A 15,762-nucleotide genomic window follows, 5' to 3' on the forward strand; every position below is an offset into this window, starting at 1 on the left:
AACCCCAATGCAACCCCTGAAGCAGCCGGATGCACGGTCCTCGACCCAGCAAACGCCGCAGGTCGCCCGACCGGCCTGGGAAAGCAAAAAGCCGGAACGTCGACGTGACGTCGGGTTCCGGCTTTTTCTTTGCCCTGAAACCCTTCAAAAAGGTTTTCGACAATAGGAGCGCTTGGGTTTCTAGAACCTCATAAAGCTCCGCCTCTAGGATTCGAACCTAGACTGGACAGCTCCAAAGGCTGCCGTGCTGCCGTTACACCAAAGCGGACCGCACCCGAAGGCGCGCATCAATTCTGCCAGATCATTGGCACTCTGTCGTGCACTTAGCCCGATTCGGAGGCTTCGCACACGTTTCTTTGGTGTTCTGGGGCGCGTTTATGGCACACATTCGGGCATCGAAGCTGAGATAATAACCGGATGCCCCAACGCGACGAAGTCGACCGAATTGTCGAAGCGTGGTCGCGCGAGCGCCCCGATCTCGACTTTGCGCCGTTGCATGTTCTCAGCCGCGTCGGTCGTCTCGCGAAGCATCTCGAGCGTGCCCGTAAGGCCGCGTTCGCTGTTGCCGGCGTTGAGCCGTGGGAGTTCGACGTGCTCTCAGCCCTGCGCAAAGCGGGCGCACCGTACCAGTTGAGCCCTACCGCCTTGGTGCAGCAGACGATGGTGTCGAGCGGCACTATGACGAACCGTATCGACCGGATGGTCACGCGCAAACTTGTCGAGCGTCGCACCGACCCCAACGATGGCCGCGGCGTGATCGTGATGATGACGGCGAGCGGGCGCGAGCGCGTTGACGAGGCCATCACCTCCCTCGTGCATGACGAAACAGCGCTGCTGGCCCGCATGTCTCCGCTAGAACAAGAACGATTGAGTTCCCTGCTCAGAAAGTTGAGCCTCGACGGTGAATAACCTGCAAGTCCCGACCGCTTTTCGCCGCAACTCCCCCGGGCTCGGTCTAGCACTTGCCGCTTTCGCTCTCGCTGTACTCATCAGCTTTCTGGTGCCGGCTATTCCGACGCTGACCGCGTGCGTGGTGCTGGGCATCCTGTTCGCCGCTCTCCCGTGGCGCGGTTCGGTGCGTGCCGAGGTAAAGCCCGGGCTCGCGATCGCCGCTCGCCGCTTACTGCGTATTGGCGTTGTCTTGCTCGGCTTCAAGTTGAGCCTCGTGAACATCGCCGAACTGGGCTGGCTCGTGCTCGGCATGATCGTCGCGATTGTCGTCATCACGTTCTTCTTCACGTGGGGGCTCGGCCGGATGCTGCGCCTGCCTGGCCAGCAGCCGGTGTTGATAGCAGCCGGATTTTCAATCTGTGGCGCCTCGGCCATCGGCGCGATGGCGGGCGTTACGCGCGCGAAGGACTCTGACACGGCCACCCCGATCGCGCTTGTCACGCTGTGTGGCACCCTCGCGATCGCCCTGCTCCCTGCGCTACGCCCGCTTCTCGGCCTCGATACTGCCGAGTTCGGCATGTGGGTGGGCGCGAGCGTGCACGATGTCGGCCAGGTTGTTGCTACGGCTCAAATCGCGGGAGCAACCGCCCTCGCTGTTGCGGTTGTCGTCAAGCTGACCCGAGTCGCCATGCTCGCGCCAATGGTTGCGCTCGCTGGCGTCGTGGCCGCGCGGGCTGACCGCGTGCAGGCTGCGGCCGCGAGTGCTGCGGGTGAGCCTGCTGCTGATCGCGGTGAGGTCAAGCGCCCCGCCATCCTGCCCCTGTTCGTTGTCGGCTTCTTGGCGGCGGTGCTGGTGCGCACGTTCGTTCCGCTGCCCGACGGTTTTCTGGAGGCTGCTGGCTACGGCCAAGAGCTAGTTCTCGGCATGGCCCTCTTTGGGCTCGGAGCTTCGATCAGCATTGGCAATCTCATCCGCACGGGTGGTCGCGCCCTCGTGGTCGCGCTCATCTCGTGGGCCGTTATTGCCCTGCTCTCCTACGGCGCGGTAGAAATTGCCCGCGCCGCAGGAGTGGCTGCTCTGGGCTAACGCCAGCGCGAGCGCAATCGCAAGCGAACGCCAGAGTCAGCGCACTCGCTAAAGCCAGCGCCGCACCGGCGCCGAGAACCAGCGGGTCTCGGGCTTCTTTCGCTTCACGAGTTTCTCGATGATCGTCGTGACCGAGATCCGAGAAGCACTAACCACGAACGCCACCACAACCACCGAGAGCGCCAGCATGATCGGGTATTCCTCGATCAGCTGATCGGCTGACCAGTACGACAAGAGCGTAACGGCACTCATCAGTGCTGCGGGGAAGGTCAGCACGCCCAGGATGAGCGCGATACCGAGGCCGACCTCGAGAGCCGGGATGGCCCAGCCGAAGAAACCGGGGGCGCCACCAAGAAAGGTGGCGGTGAAGGCCTCGAAGCCGTCAGCCACCCGATTGTTGGATGCCGTGCTGTCGACGACCAGGCCGATGTCGGCGCCGTCGAATCCTGCCTTGATCTTGAAGAGACCTTCGTTCAACCACAGGATGCCGAGGCCGACCCTCGCCGCTCCCGTGATGACGGAAGCGACGAGGGAAAGCGCACGGTTCATCATGAGAGGAGTGCTGATCCGAAGATTGCCTTGACCTTGTCGCAGTAGATGACGACGGTGTCGTAACCGGAAACATCCATAGCGTCGAAGGTGAAGGTCTGGCTGGCTTCGTCGTAGGCGACGGCGTCGATCTGCATGCCACCCGCTACGGCGTCCTCGTCATTGCCGTTGGTGAGGTAGATGTTGAGGTCGGGGCCTTCGTCTGAGGAGTAGCCCTCGAGTACGATCTCCGTGCCACTGACAGTTACGGTTCCTGCGACCGAGTGCTCGCCGGCGCCTTCGAAGGTTCCGGTGTGCTCTTCGTGCATCATTTCCGCGTCAGTGTCCGTGCCGGCCTCTGTCTCCGTCGTCGACGATTCCGGGGCAGTGGATTCGCTGCTGGTTGTGTCAGTGGCTGCACCGCTGCAGGCGCTGAGCATGAGCGAAAGGGCGAGGATGGCGGCGGCGGGAATAGCTGTTTTTCTCATGAGGGAGTTTCCTAAGTTCGTAGTGTGTGGATGAAGCCAGCGAGTCGATGACGCGGTGACGGTTACGAACCTAAGCCGGGCGTTTGGCGAAAGTGACGGATGTTTCAAGAGCGTAAGAATTGAAACCGGTATTCCCTCGGGCGGTCGCTCTAGGCTGGGGCTATGGAGAACAAGGCGAGCGTAACCATCGTGGAAGACGATGCGACAGTGCTTTCGGTGGTCTCTAAATTTTTGAGCAGCCAGGGATATTCCGTTACGGGCATTAGCGACGGAATCGACGCGCGCGATGCTCTGCGCGGTCCCCTCCCCGACGTGCTTATCCTCGACCGAATGCTGCCCGGTGTCGGCGGCGACGAACTTTGTCGCCAGGCGCGCGCCGCATCCGCGCAACTGCCCATCATCATGCTGACCGCTCTGGATGCCGTGGAAGAACGCATCGATGGTCTTGAACACGGTGCCGATGACTACATCGCGAAGCCGTTCTCGTTGCGGGAATTGCAACTGCGCGTGGACGCCATGGTGCGCCGCTCACGCAGCTCGCATGTGTCATCCGAACCGTTTACGCTCGGCCCTTTTCGCGTCGACCAGGCGCGTCGTTCGATCTTGCTCGAGGGCAACGAAATGACACTCACGACCCGCGAGTACGAGCTCTTTCTCTTTCTGTTGCAAAACCCCGAGCGAGTGCTGAGCCGCGACGACATCCTGCGAGAGGTGTGGGGTTGGAGCTTTGGCGAAGCCTCCACCGTCACCGTGCATGTGCGCCGGCTGCGCGAGAAAATCGAACCCGACGCCCGATACCCGCGCTTTCTCCTCACGGAGTGGGGCAAGGGGTACCGCTTCACTGTGAAGGATGCCGCATGATTCTCAGCCTGAGCGAATGGCTCCTCATTCTCGCTACCGCCGCGGTCTGCACCGCCGCGGTCATGCTGGTCGCGATGCTCGTGCTGCGCCTCAATCGCCGCCGCACGATCGCGTTCCAGTTCACGGTGGTCGTGATAGCCGCGATCCTCTCGATCGCGCTCTCCACCGTCGTGATCACCGCCCAAATGCACTTCACGAGCCACGACCTGCAGATCGTGCTCGGAGTCGTCGGTATCTCGGCGCTCATGAGTCTCGGGGCCGCGCTCGTGAGTGGGCGAGCCGTGCGGCGGGCGTTCGCTGCTCTGCGCGAATCCGTGGCGCGGGTCGGTGCTGGCCACGTGGTCGAGCCCACCGCGGGCACGTGGAAAGAGGTCGCCGAGGTCTCTACCCAGCTCTCGGAGGCATCCGAAAAGCTCGCTGCGGCCCGCGATGAAATTGCTCGGCTCGATGCATCGCGCCGCCAGTTCTTCGCGTGGATCTCTCACGACCTGCGCACTCCCCTGACCGGCATCAGCGCCCTCGCCGAAGCGCTCGACGCGGGAGTCGTGGACGACCCCAGCGATTACCTGCGCCAGATTCGCGCTCAGGTGGGCACGATGAACCGGCTCGTCGACGATCTCTTCGAGCTCTCGCTCATCCAGAGCGGCACCCTGAAGCTGCGCCCCGAAAACGTGGAACTGCTCGATATCGTGTCGGATGCCGTTGCCGACGTCAGCCAGTTGGCGGCGGCCCGCGGCATCCAGATCACGCATGCTGGCGTGGAGGGGCGGATGCTCTGGGCCGACCCCCACGAGCTCACGCGCGTGGTCGTTAACCTGCTCACCAACAGCATCCGCTACGCCCCCGCGCACTCGCAGATTCTCGTCAGCGCCGACCAACGTGACGACACCAGTCTGGTGCTGTCAGTGCTCGATCAGGGCAGCGGGGTCGCCAGCGAAGACCTCAGCCGCATGTTCGAGATTGGATGGCGCGCGACCGAAGCGCGCACCCCGGAGAAAGAGTCGAGCGGTTCAAGCGGCGCGGGCCTCGGCCTCGCCATCGTGCGCGGCATTGTCGAAGCGCACGGCGGCGGCGTCAACGCCGAGAACGGCCCCGAAGGGTTCCGCCTCAACGTCGCTCTGCCGACGGTTGCAGCCTAAGAGAGCAGTTCGTCGAGTTCGAGCCAGCGGGTCTCGACAGTGTCGAGAGCCTCTTGTAGAGCCTGCTGTTCGCCCACGAGGGCACCCAAACCGGCAAAGTCTGACTGGTCGTGGGTCGCCATGCGCTGGTGAAGATCTGCAATTTGATCTTGCAACTTCTTCATCTTGCGAGCGGCAGCAGCGTGCTCCTTCTGCGAGTTGCGCAATTCAGCGCCACCCAGCTTCGGCTTCGCCTTCGCGGCTGTGGCATCCGGAGCACCTGCGGCAGCACCGCTCGCACCCGTGGAGCCCTTGAGCTGCTGCGTGCGCAATTCGAGGTACTGGTCGACACCACGCGGCAGGTGGCGGAAGCCGCCCTCCATCACCGCGTACTGCTGGTCGGTAACGCGCTCGAGCAGGTACCGGTCGTGGCTCACGACGAGCAGTGTACCGGGGTAGGTGTCGAGTAGGTCCTCGATGGCCGCAAGCATGTCGGTGTCGAGGTCGTTAGTGGGCTCATCGAGAATCAGAACGTTCGGCTCCGAGAGCAAAATGAGCAGCAGCTGCAGGCGACGCTTCTGACCACCCGAGAGATCTTTCACCGGGGTGGAGAGCTGCGTGCTCGTGAAGCCAACGCGCTCCAGCATCTGGGTGGGCGTCATCTCCTTGCCGCCCGTGACATAGGTGCTCTTGTGGCGACCGATGACCGTGCTAACACGTTCATTCCAGATGTCTTCAAGCTCCGCAAGCTGCTGCGTGAGGGTGGCAACCTTGATGGTCTTACCGCGCTTCACACGACCGCTGGTCGGCAGGAGCGTTCCGGAGACGAGCGAGAGCAGCGTCGACTTTCCGGCACCGTTGACGCCCAGGATGCCCGTGCGCTCGCCGGGAGCGATGCGCCACGTGACGTCGTTGAGCACCGTCTTCTCGCTGGCGACGCCCGACGCCGGATCGATTACTGGGTAGGTGACGGTGACGCCCTCGAGGTCGACGACATCCTTGCCGAGTCGCTGCATCGCCATCGACGACAGCGAGACGCTATCGCGGGCTGGCGGCTCGTTTTCGATCAAATCGTTGGCCGCATCGATGCGGAACTTGGGCTTGGTCGTGCGCGCGGGAGCACCGCGACGCAACCATGCCAACTCTTTACGCATGAGGTTCTGACGCTTCGACTCAGAGGCGGCCGCCATGCGGTCACGCTCAACGCGCTGCAGAATGTAGGCCGCGTAGCCACCCTCGAAGGGCTCGATCAGGCGATCGTGAACCTCCCATGTGGCGGTACAAATCTCATCGAGGAACCACCGGTCGTGAGTGACGACCAGCAGCCCACCGGCGTTAGTCGACCAGCGACGCTTGAGGTGGCCCGCGAGCCACGAAATGCCTTCGACGTCGAGGTGGTTAGTGGGCTCATCCAAGAAGATGACATCCCAGTCGCCAATCAACAGAGCGGCTAGCGCTACCCGTCGACGCTGACCACCGGAGAGATCGCCAACCTTGGCCTCCCACGGGATATCAGCAGCAAGGCCCGCAATAACGTCGCGAACCTTGGGGTCGCCCGCCCACACGTGCTCATCGATATCGCCGATGACGGTCTCGTGCACGGTCTTGGTGCCATCGAGTTCATCCGCCTGATCGAGCATGCCCAGGGTGACGCCGTTGCGCCGGGTTACGCGCCCCTCGTCGGGGTCGAGCTTGCCCGAGAGCATGCGCATAAGGGTGGTTTTACCGTCACCGTTGCGACCGACGATACCGATACGGTCGCCCTCGTCGAGGCCGATCGTGACATTGTCGAAGATTACGCGGGTCGGAAATTCAAGATGAAGGGACTCAGCGCCAAGAAGGTGTGCCATTCGGGCAAGCCTACTGCGGTTAGTCGGTAATGATTCGCGCTCCGTGCACGGGACCGGTCGCTCGCACCACATTCATTTGCGCCGCACTGAGTGCAATTTGCAGTTCAAGGGCTGAATCGAGATCAGCCGCGAGGAACGCAACCGTCGGGCCGGAGCCCGAAACGATACCTGCGAGCGCCCCGTTTTTCTCGCCGAGTTCGATCACGCCGGCGAGCGAGGGCGCCATTTTGAGGGCGGGAGCCTGAAGGTCATTATGAAGGGCCTCAGCGAGCATGTGCGGGTCGCCGGCACGCAAAGCTTGCAACACATCGGAGTCAACCGAAGGCGCTACTTCGGCGGGAAAAATATCTTGGGCATACTGCTGGCGGTGCTCGTCGAGAGCGGTGTACACCGCGGGGGTCGACAACCCTTCGTCAGAGAGCGCCAAAACCCACTGAAACTGGCCCTTGGCGAGTGCTGGGCTGAGCTGGTCGCCGCGACCGGTTCCGATAGCGGTTCCGCCGGTGAGCGCGAAGGGCACGTCGGCACCGAGCTCGGCGGCAAGGCTCAACATTTCTTCGCGGGAGATCGCGGTGCCCCAGAGCGCATCGCACGCCAAGAGAGTTGCCGCGGCATCCGCAGAGCCACCGCCCATGCCGCCGGTTACCGGAACGTGCTTCTCGATCTCAAGACGCGCGCCACCTCGATACCCCGTGCGGCGGGCCAGCAGCCGAGCAGCCTTGATCGCAATATTTGAGCCATCGGTGGGCACACGAGAAAGATCGACAGCGCCGGTCACCGATACCGAGAAGTCGTCAGCCTGGAAAGCGCGCACATCTTCACACAGCGACACCGCTTGATATGCGATGGCGACGTCGTGATAGCCGTCATCGAGCAATGAGCCGACCTTGAGGAAGACGTTGATCTTGCCGGGGGCACGAGCGTGAACCATGGTGGAGGCTGCCGGGACGGAAGTCATGAACCAAACTTACCTTGTGGAACGGACCGGTCTGTGCGCAGGCTGGGGATAACGGGCCGCCACGAAAAATCGTGAAGGTCTCGTTACCGCGCTGAAACTACTGCGAAATACTGAGCCCGCGTACCGCCGCGTAGCGCGCCGTCACTGACTCTGCCCACTCGGGGCTGACCTGCGCGGCATTGGCTTCAAACCAGGTCAGAAACTCAGCGTGCTGCCACTTCGTCGCCCCGGCCATATCGAGAAAAGCGAACCACTCGTCGGGATGCCGCCCCGTTCCTTCCAGAACGTCGCGGTCACTGGGGGTGGGGTTCGTTGCTTCCGACATGAGGCCAACCTACCGTCGTTTGGCACCAAACGGAATGGTGGATGCGGCCACACTGCTCAGAACGCAGCGTTCCTGCTCGCTACGCAGTGCGGTGTTGGCTACGCAGCGCGCGCGATGGCCAGGAAGTCGAGAACCGTGAGCTCCTCGCCCCGGGCGGTCGGCGCGATGCCCGCCGCAATGAGGCGGTCAGACGCAGCCGTTGAGCTGCCCAACACACTCGAGAGCGACTGACGCAACATTTTGCGACGCTGCTGGAAGGCGGCATCCACCAGAGCGAACGTTGCTTTACGTTCCTCGATCGTGCCGGGCTGTTCGCGACGTTCAAAGCGCACGAGCACGGAGTCGACGTTGGGAACGGGCCAGAAAACTTGGCGGCTGACAAGCCCGGCGGTGGAGAACTCTCCGTACCAGGCGGCCTTGATGCTCGGCGAACCGTAGACCTTGCTTCCGGGGCCGGCTGCAACGCGGTTGCCAACCTCAGCCTGCACCATCACGAGACCGCGGTCGAGCGAATCAAAGTGCTCCAAGAAGTGCAGCAGCACGGGCACCGACACGTTGTACGGCAGGTTCGCGACGAAAACACGAGGGTCGTTGGGCAACTCGGTGACCCGCATAGCGTCGTCCGTGATGACCGTGAGCTGAGCATCCGGCTGCAACTGGCTAACCGTGATCGGCAACTGGGCAGCGAGGCGCTTGTCGATTTCGACGGCGACGACGGATGCCCCGGTCTCGAGAATTCCGAGCGTCAACGAGCCAAGCCCGGGACCGACCTCGACCACGGTTTCACCCGAGACGACGTGCGCGGCTTTGACGATGCGGCGCACTGTGTTGGGATCGATGACGAAGTTTTGACCCAGCTTTTTGGTGGGCTGAATACCGAGCAGATCAGCGAGATCGCGGATCTCGGCGGGGCCGAGAAGGGTGCTCATCGTATGCCTGCGTTCTGTGGGGTAGATGCTGCCGAGCGCGCTGGTGCTGGCGCAGTGCCGTCGGGAAGTTCGGTATCCCACGAGCCATAGACAGCCTCGGTGGTGGCCGCGAGTTGCGCCGAGAGTTCGAGCTCGCTGATTTCGAGATGCGCCGCCATCGCGCGCACGGTGTACGGCATCAGGTAGGGAGCGTTCGGTCGACCACGCAGCGGATGCGGCGTGAGATAGGGAGCGTCGGTTTCGACCATGATGCGGTCGAGATCGATCACCGAAAGCGCTTCGCGAAGGTTTGCCGCGTTCTTGAACGTGACCGTGCCCGCGAACGACAAGAACCAGCCGTTATCAGCCGCGATTCGCGCCATTGCAGCATCGCCCGAGAAGCAGTGGAAGACCGTGCGCTCGGGAGCGCCAACTCTCAGCAACGTCTCGATGACGTCGTCGTGGGCATCACGATCGTGAATCTGCAGCGCCAGGCCGTGCCGCTTGGCAATCGCAATGTGCTCTTCAAAAGAACGGAACTGCGCGGGGCGACCCTCGTCATCCGTGCGGAAAAAGTCGAGCCCCGTTTCGCCGATGGCGCGCACTCGCGGAAGCGAGGCGAGTTCGTCGATGGCGGCGAGCGCAGCATCCAACTCCCCTGCTGCTTCGAGCTCGGGAGCGTCGTTCGGGTGAATAGCTACCGCAGCGAGAACCCGCGGGTTGGTGGCGGCCAGCTCGGCCGACCAACGGCTCGTGGCGACATCCGTGCCGACCTGCACGACACCGCGAACGCCGACCGAGGCCGCTCGGGCGAGGTGTTCAGTGAAGTCGAGGGCGCCGTCGGGCCCGCCGTCCGCGATCTCGAGGTGCGTGTGATTGTCGTAAACCACGCCCTCGAGGGGTTCGGGCAGCGGCGGGTATCGCAACTTCTCGGAGGCTTTCTCGTCGGCGCTGCGGTGACGCTGCCTTATGAACGGTTCGGTCACGCCGTGCTGCTCTCGGCATCCACTTCAATGCGCGGGAACAGCGACGATTCGAGAGCCGTGACGCGACCGGAGTGCGACCAGTTCTGAGCGTCGTCGATGCGCTGCTCGCGCAGTTCGCCGACACCACCAATGGCGGTCCAGAGCTTGTGGGTTGCCTTGGGCAGCACCGGTGACAGCAGGATGGCGAGCGTGCCCAAACCGTTGACGGTTGTGGCCAGCACGGTGCCGAGGCGTTCGCGGTTGGCGGGGTCTTTCGACAGCGCCCACGGCTCTTGCTCGGTGATGTACCCGTTGAGTTCATCCACGAGTTGCCACACCGACGAGAGTGCGTCGTTGATGGCGAACTTGTCGATGAACGCGTTCGAGTTCTCGGTGGCACGCTTCTGGGTCGCGATGATCGCTTCGTCGGATGCCGTGAGCTCACCGAGCGCCGGAATCTCACCATCGAAGTACTTATTCACCATCGCGATGACGCGCGAGGCAAGGTTGCCGAATCCGTTGGCGAGCTCTGCTTGGTAGCGCGCGCTCAGGTCTTCCCAGCTGAAGGAGCCGTCTTGACCGAAGGTAATGGCGCTCATGAAGTAGTAGCGGAACGCATCCGAACCGAAGGTGTCAGTGATCTGACTCGGAGCGATACCGGTGAGCTTCGACTTGGACATCTTCTCGCCACCGACGAGCAACCAGCCGTGGCCGAAGACGGCACGCGGCACCGGAAGGTCTGCTGCCATGAGCATGGCGGGCCAGATAACCGCGTGGAAACGAGCGATGTCTTTGCCGACGAGTTGCACGGCAGGCCAACGCTTGGCGAACTGTTCGTCGTCGACGCCGTAACCGATGGCGCTGATGTAGTTGAGCAGAGCGTCGAACCAGACGTACACGACGTGGCTTTCATCCCACGGAACCTTGACACCCCAGTCGAAGCTGGAGCGCGAGATCGAGAGGTCGTCGAGTCCCTGCTTCACGAACTGAATGATCTCGTTGCGCACGCTCGCGGGCTGCACAAAGTTGGGCTGGCTTTCGTAGAGGTCGAGCAGTCGCTGCCCGAAGTCGCTCATCCGGAAGAAGTAGTTCTTCTCCTTGAGGATCTCTACGGGGCGCGAGTGAATCGCACAGACCAGTTGGCCCTTGTAGTCGCCCTCGGGAGCCGTGACGAGGTCATCGAGCTGCTTGTACTCTTCGCAGCCAACGCAGTAATAGCCCTCGTATTCGCCCGCGTAGATGTGGCCGTCGTCGTACAGGCGCTGCAAGAACGTGGCGACGGCCTTTTCGTGGCGCTCATCGGTGGTGCGAATGAAGTCGTCGTTGGCGATGTCGATGGTCTCGAGCAGCGGCTGCCAGGAGTCGGCGACGAGACGGTCGGCCCACTCTTGCGGAGTCGTGTTGTTGGCAACGGCGGTGCGCAGAATCTTCTGGCCGTGCTCGTCGGTGCCCGTGAGCAGCCAGGCGTCTTCACCCCGCTGACGGTGCCAGCGCGCAAGAACGTCGGCGGCCACCTCCGTATACGCGTGCCCGATATGGGGAACGTCGTTTACATAGAAGATGGGCGTCGCAATGTAGAAGGAGTCGCCGGCAGACATGCCTTCATTGTATTCGCCCGTGCCCGCCGGTTACGCCCGGGGCTGCGAGCGCGCGACGTGAGAGCCGGATGCTCCGCCCAACGATGTGGGAATCTGTGGGTTTATCTGTAATTGTGTTGCAATGCCACAGGAACGGGCGTATTCTCACAGAAACGCAGTCGGGTGCGTTGACAATCAGGGGAGATTGCGGATGTACGCAGAAGAGCGGCAACAGCACATAGAGGGCAAGCTCGCTGAAGCCGGTCGCGTCACCGTCATCGACCTCGCTCACACGTTCGACGTGTCAAGCGAAACGGTCCGCCGGGACCTCGACCAGCTCGAAGCACGGGGCGTTTTGCGTCGTGTGCATGGAGGAGCGGTCTCGGCGGCTCGGATTAGCCGCATCGAAGAAAGCGTCGCAGCCCGCACCGACCGCAACTCCGACGCCAAAGAGCGCATTGCTCTCGCCGCGATGGCCCTGATTCCGTCAACCTTTACGGGCGCGATCAGCCTCGATTCGGGAACCACGACGAACCGCCTGGCGCTGCACCTGCGTGACTGGCAGCCCGCGGCATCCACCGGTTCGATGACGGTAATCACCAACTCACTCTCCATCGCTGCCACCGTGAGCGAGAACCCGCACATCGAGGTTCAGCTGATCGGCGGCCGCTTGCGGGGCATCACCGGCGCCGCGGTCGGCTCTGCCACCATTTCCCAACTCGCCAACATCCGCCCCGACATCGCTTTCGTCGGCGCCAACGGCGTTCACGCTGAGTTCGGATTCAGCACTCCCGACCCCGAGGAGGCCGCCGTGAAGAGCGCCCTCACTCGTGGTTCGCGACGCGCCATCGCTCTCGTCGATGCCTCGAAGCTCGGCCTCGAAACGCTCATCAGTTTCGCCTCACTCTCAGAAGTCGACACGATCATCACCGATGACTCCCCCGACGACGATCTGACGCGTGCGCTCGAGCGCGCGGATGTTGACACTGTGATCGCATGATCGTCACCGTAACCGCCAATCCGAGCCTCGATCGCACGATCGAGCTCACCTCCGCTCTCGACCGCGGCGCGGTGCAGCGTTCGGTAGCCAGCAGCGAGCAGCCCGGCGGCAAGGGCGTCAACGTCTCGCGCGCGCTCATCGCTTCGGGGCTCGAGACGATTGCGGTACTGCCCGGCGATGCTTCTGACCCGATGCTCGTTGCCTTGCGCGCCGAGCAGACGCCGACCGCGGGCCTGCCAATCGCGGGCCTGCCGATTGCGGGCCTTCCGATTGCAGGGCGGGTGCGCTCCAACATCACGATCGCCGAACCCGATGGAACGACCACCAAGATCAATGAGCCTGGTCCGCAGCTCACCGCTGCCGACGATGCGGCGTTGATTGATCTCGTGGTCTCGCACGCGCTCGAGGCCGAATGGGTTGTGCTTGCTGGCTCGCTCCCGCCGGGCCTTAGCCCCGACTTTTACGTTCGCGTTGTTCTCGCCATTCGTGCGGCCACGGACGGGCCGCTGCCCCGCATCGCCGTCGACTCCTCGGGTGCTCCGATGAAAGCCCTCATCGACTCGGGGGTGGGCGTTGACCTCATCAAACCCAACGCCGAGGAACTCGCCGAAATAACGGGCCTCCCCGACACCTTCGAGAGCGATCCGGATGCCGCGGCCGCTGCCGCGTTCGGCCTCATCGCTCGCGGCTGCCGCGCCGTGCTCGCGACCCTCGGATCGCGCGGAGCGCTCCTCGTGACTGCCGATGAGACGTGGCGAGCCACCATGCCTCCCATCGCTGCCAAAAGCACCGTCGGAGCCGGAGATGCCTCACTAGCCGGCTACCTTGTGGCCGATCAGCGCGGTGACACCGCCGAACGACGTCTCGCGCAGGCTGTCGCTCACGGTGCTGCGGCCGCCTCCCTGCCCGGCAGCACCATGCCGCGCCTCGACCAGACTCATCCCGAGACCGCTGACGTTCAGCCGCTCGGCCGGCCCGCCGCCCGCTAAACCTCAGCATTACCGCCCTCAGCACCGTCAACTTCAGAACTACGACCTCAGCACCACGACTGCTGGATACAAGGAGAAAGCAATGTCGCACCTCATCACCCCCGAGCTCGTGTTGCTCGATGCCGACCTCGGCACCGATCGCGCGGGTGTCATTCGCGCGCTGACGAATCTCGTCGCCGAACAGGGACGCGCCACCAACGCCGAATCGCTCTTCGATGACGCGTGGGCTCGCGAACAACTGACCGATACCGGCGTTCCCGGCGGCATCGCCATCCCCCACTGCCGCTCCGAAGCGGTCACCGAGGCAACCCTCGTGATGGCACGACTGAAGCCCGCCGTCGACTTTGGTGCTGCGGATGCTCCCGCCGACCTCATCTTTTTGATCGCGGCCCCGGCCGGTGCCGACCAAGAACACCTCACGGTGCTCTCGGCTCTCGCCCGCTCGCTCGTGAACCCCGAGTTCGTCGACAGCTTGCGCGCCGCCGCGACTCGCGAAGACATCGTCGCGCTCGTGGAGCAGGCCACTGCGCCCGAAGAGAAGGCTGCGCCCGCCGGTGACGCTGCTGCTGGCGCTGGAGCTGGAGCTGGTGCTGCTGCCGCTGCCGCTGCCGGACACCCTGCGGCCAACGCCGATGCCACCGCGCGCCCCGTACTAATCGCCGTCACCGCGTGCCCGACCGGCATCGCCCACACCTACATGGCCGCCGATTCACTCGCCGCCGCCGCTGAGCGAGCTGGCGTGGAACTCCACGTCGAGACTCAGGGTTCGTCGGGGTCGACGCCGCTCGATCCTGCGGTCATTGCTGCGGCATCCGCTGTCATCTTTGCTGTCGATGTGGATGTTCGTGACAGGGCCCGATTCGCCGGCAAGGCTCTCGTGCAGTCGCCCGTTAAGCGCGGTATCGATGCGCCGGACGCGATGATCGCCGAGGCTCTCGCCGCCGCGAGCGACCCCAACGCTGCCCGCGTGGCCGGTGGCGAAGCAAGCAACTCGGTAGCCAATGACGCCGCCAGCACCTCGAGCGACGAACACTTCGGTCAGACCGTCACGCGCGCGCTGCTCACCGGCGTGAGCTACATGATTCCCTTCGTGGCCGGTGGCGGATTGCTGATCGCGCTCGGCTTCCTGCTCGGTGGGTACCTCATCACTGACACCGCGGGCGACATCATCACGCAGAACAGCCTGTGGAACCTGCCCGACGGTGGAGTCAGGGCGTACCTCGGCGCCGCGGCCTTCCAAATCGGTGCCGCTTCGATGGGCTTCCTCGTTCCCGCCCTTGCCGGTTACATTGCCTACGCGATTGCCGACCGCCCGGGTATCGCTCCCGGCTTCACGGCCGGTGCGGTTGCTGGCCTCATGGGCGCGGGCTTCCTCGGCGGTATCGTCGGTGGACTGCTCGCCGGTGTCGCCGCGCACTGGCTCGCTCAGCGCAAAACTGCGGCCTGGTTCCGCGGTCTGATGCCCGTTGTCGTGATCCCGCTGCTGGCATCCATCTTCGCCTCCGGCCTCATGGTGTTGATTCTTGGTGGGCCGATTGCCGCCCTCACCATTGGCCTCAACAATTTCCTCAACGGCTTGAACGGAGCATCCGCTGTCGTTCTGGGCATCATTCTGGGCGCCATGATGGGCTTCGACCTCGGTGGCCCCGTGAACAAGGTTGCCTACTCCTTCGCCGTTGCTGGACTTGGTGCCGGCGCCATCGACAACCAGGCTCCGTGGATGATCATGGCCGCCGTTATGGCTGCCGGAATGGTAGCCCCGCTCGCGATGGCTCTCGCGTCGACCGTTCTTGCTCGTCGACTCTTCTCGCCGGTTGAAAAAGAAAACGGCAAGGCAGCCTGGTTGCTCGGTGCGTCATTCATCTCAGAGGGAGCCATCCCGTTCGCTGCCGCTGACCCGCTGCGCGTGATCCCCGCCAGCGCCATTGGTAGCGCCGTCACTGGTGCCCTCATCATGGCGTTCGGCGTCACTTCGCAGGCTCCCCACGGTGGGCTGTTCGTGTTCTTCGCGATCAACCCGTTCCCGATGTTCCTCGTCGCGATTCTCGCGGGAATGGTCGTCACGGCACTGATCGTGATCGCCCTCAAGCGCTTCACGCGAAAGAGCGAAACGGTGGCGTCTGCTGCCGCTCAAGTACCAGTGACCGCCTAAAGTCGTAGGCTGGAGACCGGGCGCACTGCGATATCGTCGCAGAACGCCCGGTCTTGATACCGCGC

The 15,762-nt window shown here is 63.5% G+C and carries 15 protein-coding genes and 1 tRNA gene; 7 read left to right on the top strand and 9 right to left on the bottom strand.

Translation table 11 applies throughout. The annotated features are described in order from the left end of the window. Positions 1–196: 196 nt before the first annotated feature. Positions 197–268 (bottom strand) — tRNA-Gln (locus I6E58_RS12730). Positions 269–417: 149 nt separating this feature from the next. Between I6E58_RS12730 and I6E58_RS12735 the strand changes: the two genes are divergently transcribed. Together I6E58_RS12735 and I6E58_RS12740 are read left to right on the top strand one after the other, a co-directional pair. Continuing rightward, complete coding sequence (locus tag I6E58_RS12735; RefSeq protein ID WP_197134296.1) at positions 418–909, top strand: MarR family winged helix-turn-helix transcriptional regulator; 492 nt, start codon at positions 418–420, stop codon at positions 907–909. Continuing rightward, positions 902–1,978, top strand: coding sequence for a YeiH family protein (locus I6E58_RS12740; RefSeq protein ID WP_197134300.1), 1,077 nt, complete (start codon positions 902–904; stop codon positions 1,976–1,978). The genes I6E58_RS12735 and I6E58_RS12740 overlap by 8 nt, the downstream gene beginning before the upstream one ends. A 48-nt stretch (positions 1,979–2,026) precedes the next feature. Here the strand turns inward: I6E58_RS12740 and I6E58_RS12745 are convergent, their stop codons facing one another. Next, entirely contained in the window at positions 2,027–2,530 is a 504-nt protein-coding gene (locus tag I6E58_RS12745) for a DoxX family protein (RefSeq protein WP_197134303.1), read from the bottom strand. Beyond that, positions 2,527–2,994, bottom strand: coding sequence for a DM13 domain-containing protein (locus tag I6E58_RS12750; RefSeq protein WP_129073219.1), 468 nt, complete (start codon positions 2,992–2,994; stop codon positions 2,527–2,529). Before I6E58_RS12750 ends, I6E58_RS12745 begins: the two co-directional genes overlap by 4 nt. Before the next feature lie 162 nt (positions 2,995–3,156). On the opposite strand from I6E58_RS12750, the gene I6E58_RS12755 reads away from it, so the two are divergent. Together I6E58_RS12755 and I6E58_RS12760 are read left to right on the top strand one after the other, a co-directional pair. Beyond that, positions 3,157–3,855 carry a response regulator transcription factor gene (locus I6E58_RS12755; RefSeq protein ID WP_197134306.1) on the top strand — a complete coding sequence of 233 codons (699 nt, stop codon included), beginning with the start codon at positions 3,157–3,159 and terminating at the stop codon, positions 3,853–3,855. Further along, complete coding sequence (locus I6E58_RS12760) at positions 3,852–4,994, top strand: cell wall metabolism sensor histidine kinase WalK (protein WP_197134309.1); 1,143 nt, start codon at positions 3,852–3,854, stop codon at positions 4,992–4,994. Before I6E58_RS12755 ends, I6E58_RS12760 begins: the two co-directional genes overlap by 4 nt. Here I6E58_RS12760 and I6E58_RS12765 read toward each other — a convergent pair. The 6 genes from I6E58_RS12765 to metG all read right to left on the bottom strand — a co-directional run bounded on the left by I6E58_RS12765 (position 4,991) and on the right by metG (position 11,577). Then, a complete protein-coding gene (locus tag I6E58_RS12765) occupies positions 4,991–6,823 on the bottom strand; it encodes an ABC-F family ATP-binding cassette domain-containing protein (protein ID WP_197134312.1) in 1,833 nt (610 codons plus the stop codon). The two genes, I6E58_RS12760 and I6E58_RS12765, sit on opposite strands and share 4 nt — an antisense overlap. 19 nt (positions 6,824–6,842) lie before the next feature. Next, a complete protein-coding gene (locus I6E58_RS12770) occupies positions 6,843–7,781 on the bottom strand; it encodes a 4-(cytidine 5'-diphospho)-2-C-methyl-D-erythritol kinase (RefSeq protein WP_197134315.1) in 939 nt (312 codons plus the stop codon). A gap of 97 nt (positions 7,782–7,878) precedes the next feature. Beyond that, positions 7,879–8,106 carry a 4-diphosphocytidyl-2C-methyl-D-erythritol kinase gene (locus I6E58_RS12775; RefSeq protein WP_129073215.1) on the bottom strand — a complete coding sequence of 76 codons (228 nt, stop codon included), beginning with the start codon at positions 8,104–8,106 and terminating at the stop codon, positions 7,879–7,881. Between the two features lie 98 nt (positions 8,107–8,204). Then, positions 8,205–9,035 carry a 16S rRNA (adenine(1518)-N(6)/adenine(1519)-N(6))-dimethyltransferase RsmA gene (gene rsmA, locus I6E58_RS12780; protein ID WP_197134318.1) on the bottom strand — a complete coding sequence of 277 codons (831 nt, stop codon included), beginning with the start codon at positions 9,033–9,035 and terminating at the stop codon, positions 8,205–8,207. Further along, the gene (locus tag I6E58_RS12785) at positions 9,032–10,000 is read right to left on the bottom strand and encodes a TatD family hydrolase (RefSeq protein WP_197134321.1); all 969 of its coding nucleotides are present in this window, start codon (positions 9,998–10,000) and stop codon (positions 9,032–9,034) included. The genes rsmA and I6E58_RS12785 overlap by 4 nt, the downstream gene beginning before the upstream one ends. After that, positions 9,997–11,577: a methionine--tRNA ligase gene (gene metG / locus I6E58_RS12790; protein ID WP_197134324.1), complete on the bottom strand. Its 1,581-nt coding sequence runs from the start codon at positions 11,575–11,577 to the stop codon at positions 9,997–9,999. Before metG ends, I6E58_RS12785 begins: the two co-directional genes overlap by 4 nt. Before the next feature lie 190 nt (positions 11,578–11,767). Between metG and I6E58_RS12795 the strand changes: the two genes are divergently transcribed. The 3 genes from I6E58_RS12795 to I6E58_RS12805 all read left to right on the top strand — a co-directional run bounded on the left by I6E58_RS12795 (position 11,768) and on the right by I6E58_RS12805 (position 15,697). Next, entirely contained in the window at positions 11,768–12,556 is a 789-nt protein-coding gene (locus tag I6E58_RS12795) for a DeoR/GlpR family DNA-binding transcription regulator (protein ID WP_197134327.1), read from the top strand. Then, positions 12,553–13,545, top strand: a complete 993-nt coding sequence (locus tag I6E58_RS12800; protein ID WP_197134330.1) for a 1-phosphofructokinase family hexose kinase — start codon at positions 12,553–12,555, stop codon at positions 13,543–13,545. Before I6E58_RS12795 ends, I6E58_RS12800 begins: the two co-directional genes overlap by 4 nt. 82 nt (positions 13,546–13,627) lie before the next feature. Beyond that, on the top strand, positions 13,628–15,697 hold the full coding sequence (locus tag I6E58_RS12805) for a fructose-specific PTS transporter subunit EIIC (protein ID WP_197134333.1): 2,070 nt from the start codon (positions 13,628–13,630) through the stop codon (positions 15,695–15,697). Positions 15,698–15,762: the final 65 nt, after the last annotated feature.

This window comes from Salinibacterium sp. SWN1162, assembly GCF_015864675.1.
In the GTDB taxonomy this organism is placed as follows: Bacteria; Actinomycetota; Actinomycetes; order Actinomycetales; family Microbacteriaceae; genus Rhodoglobus.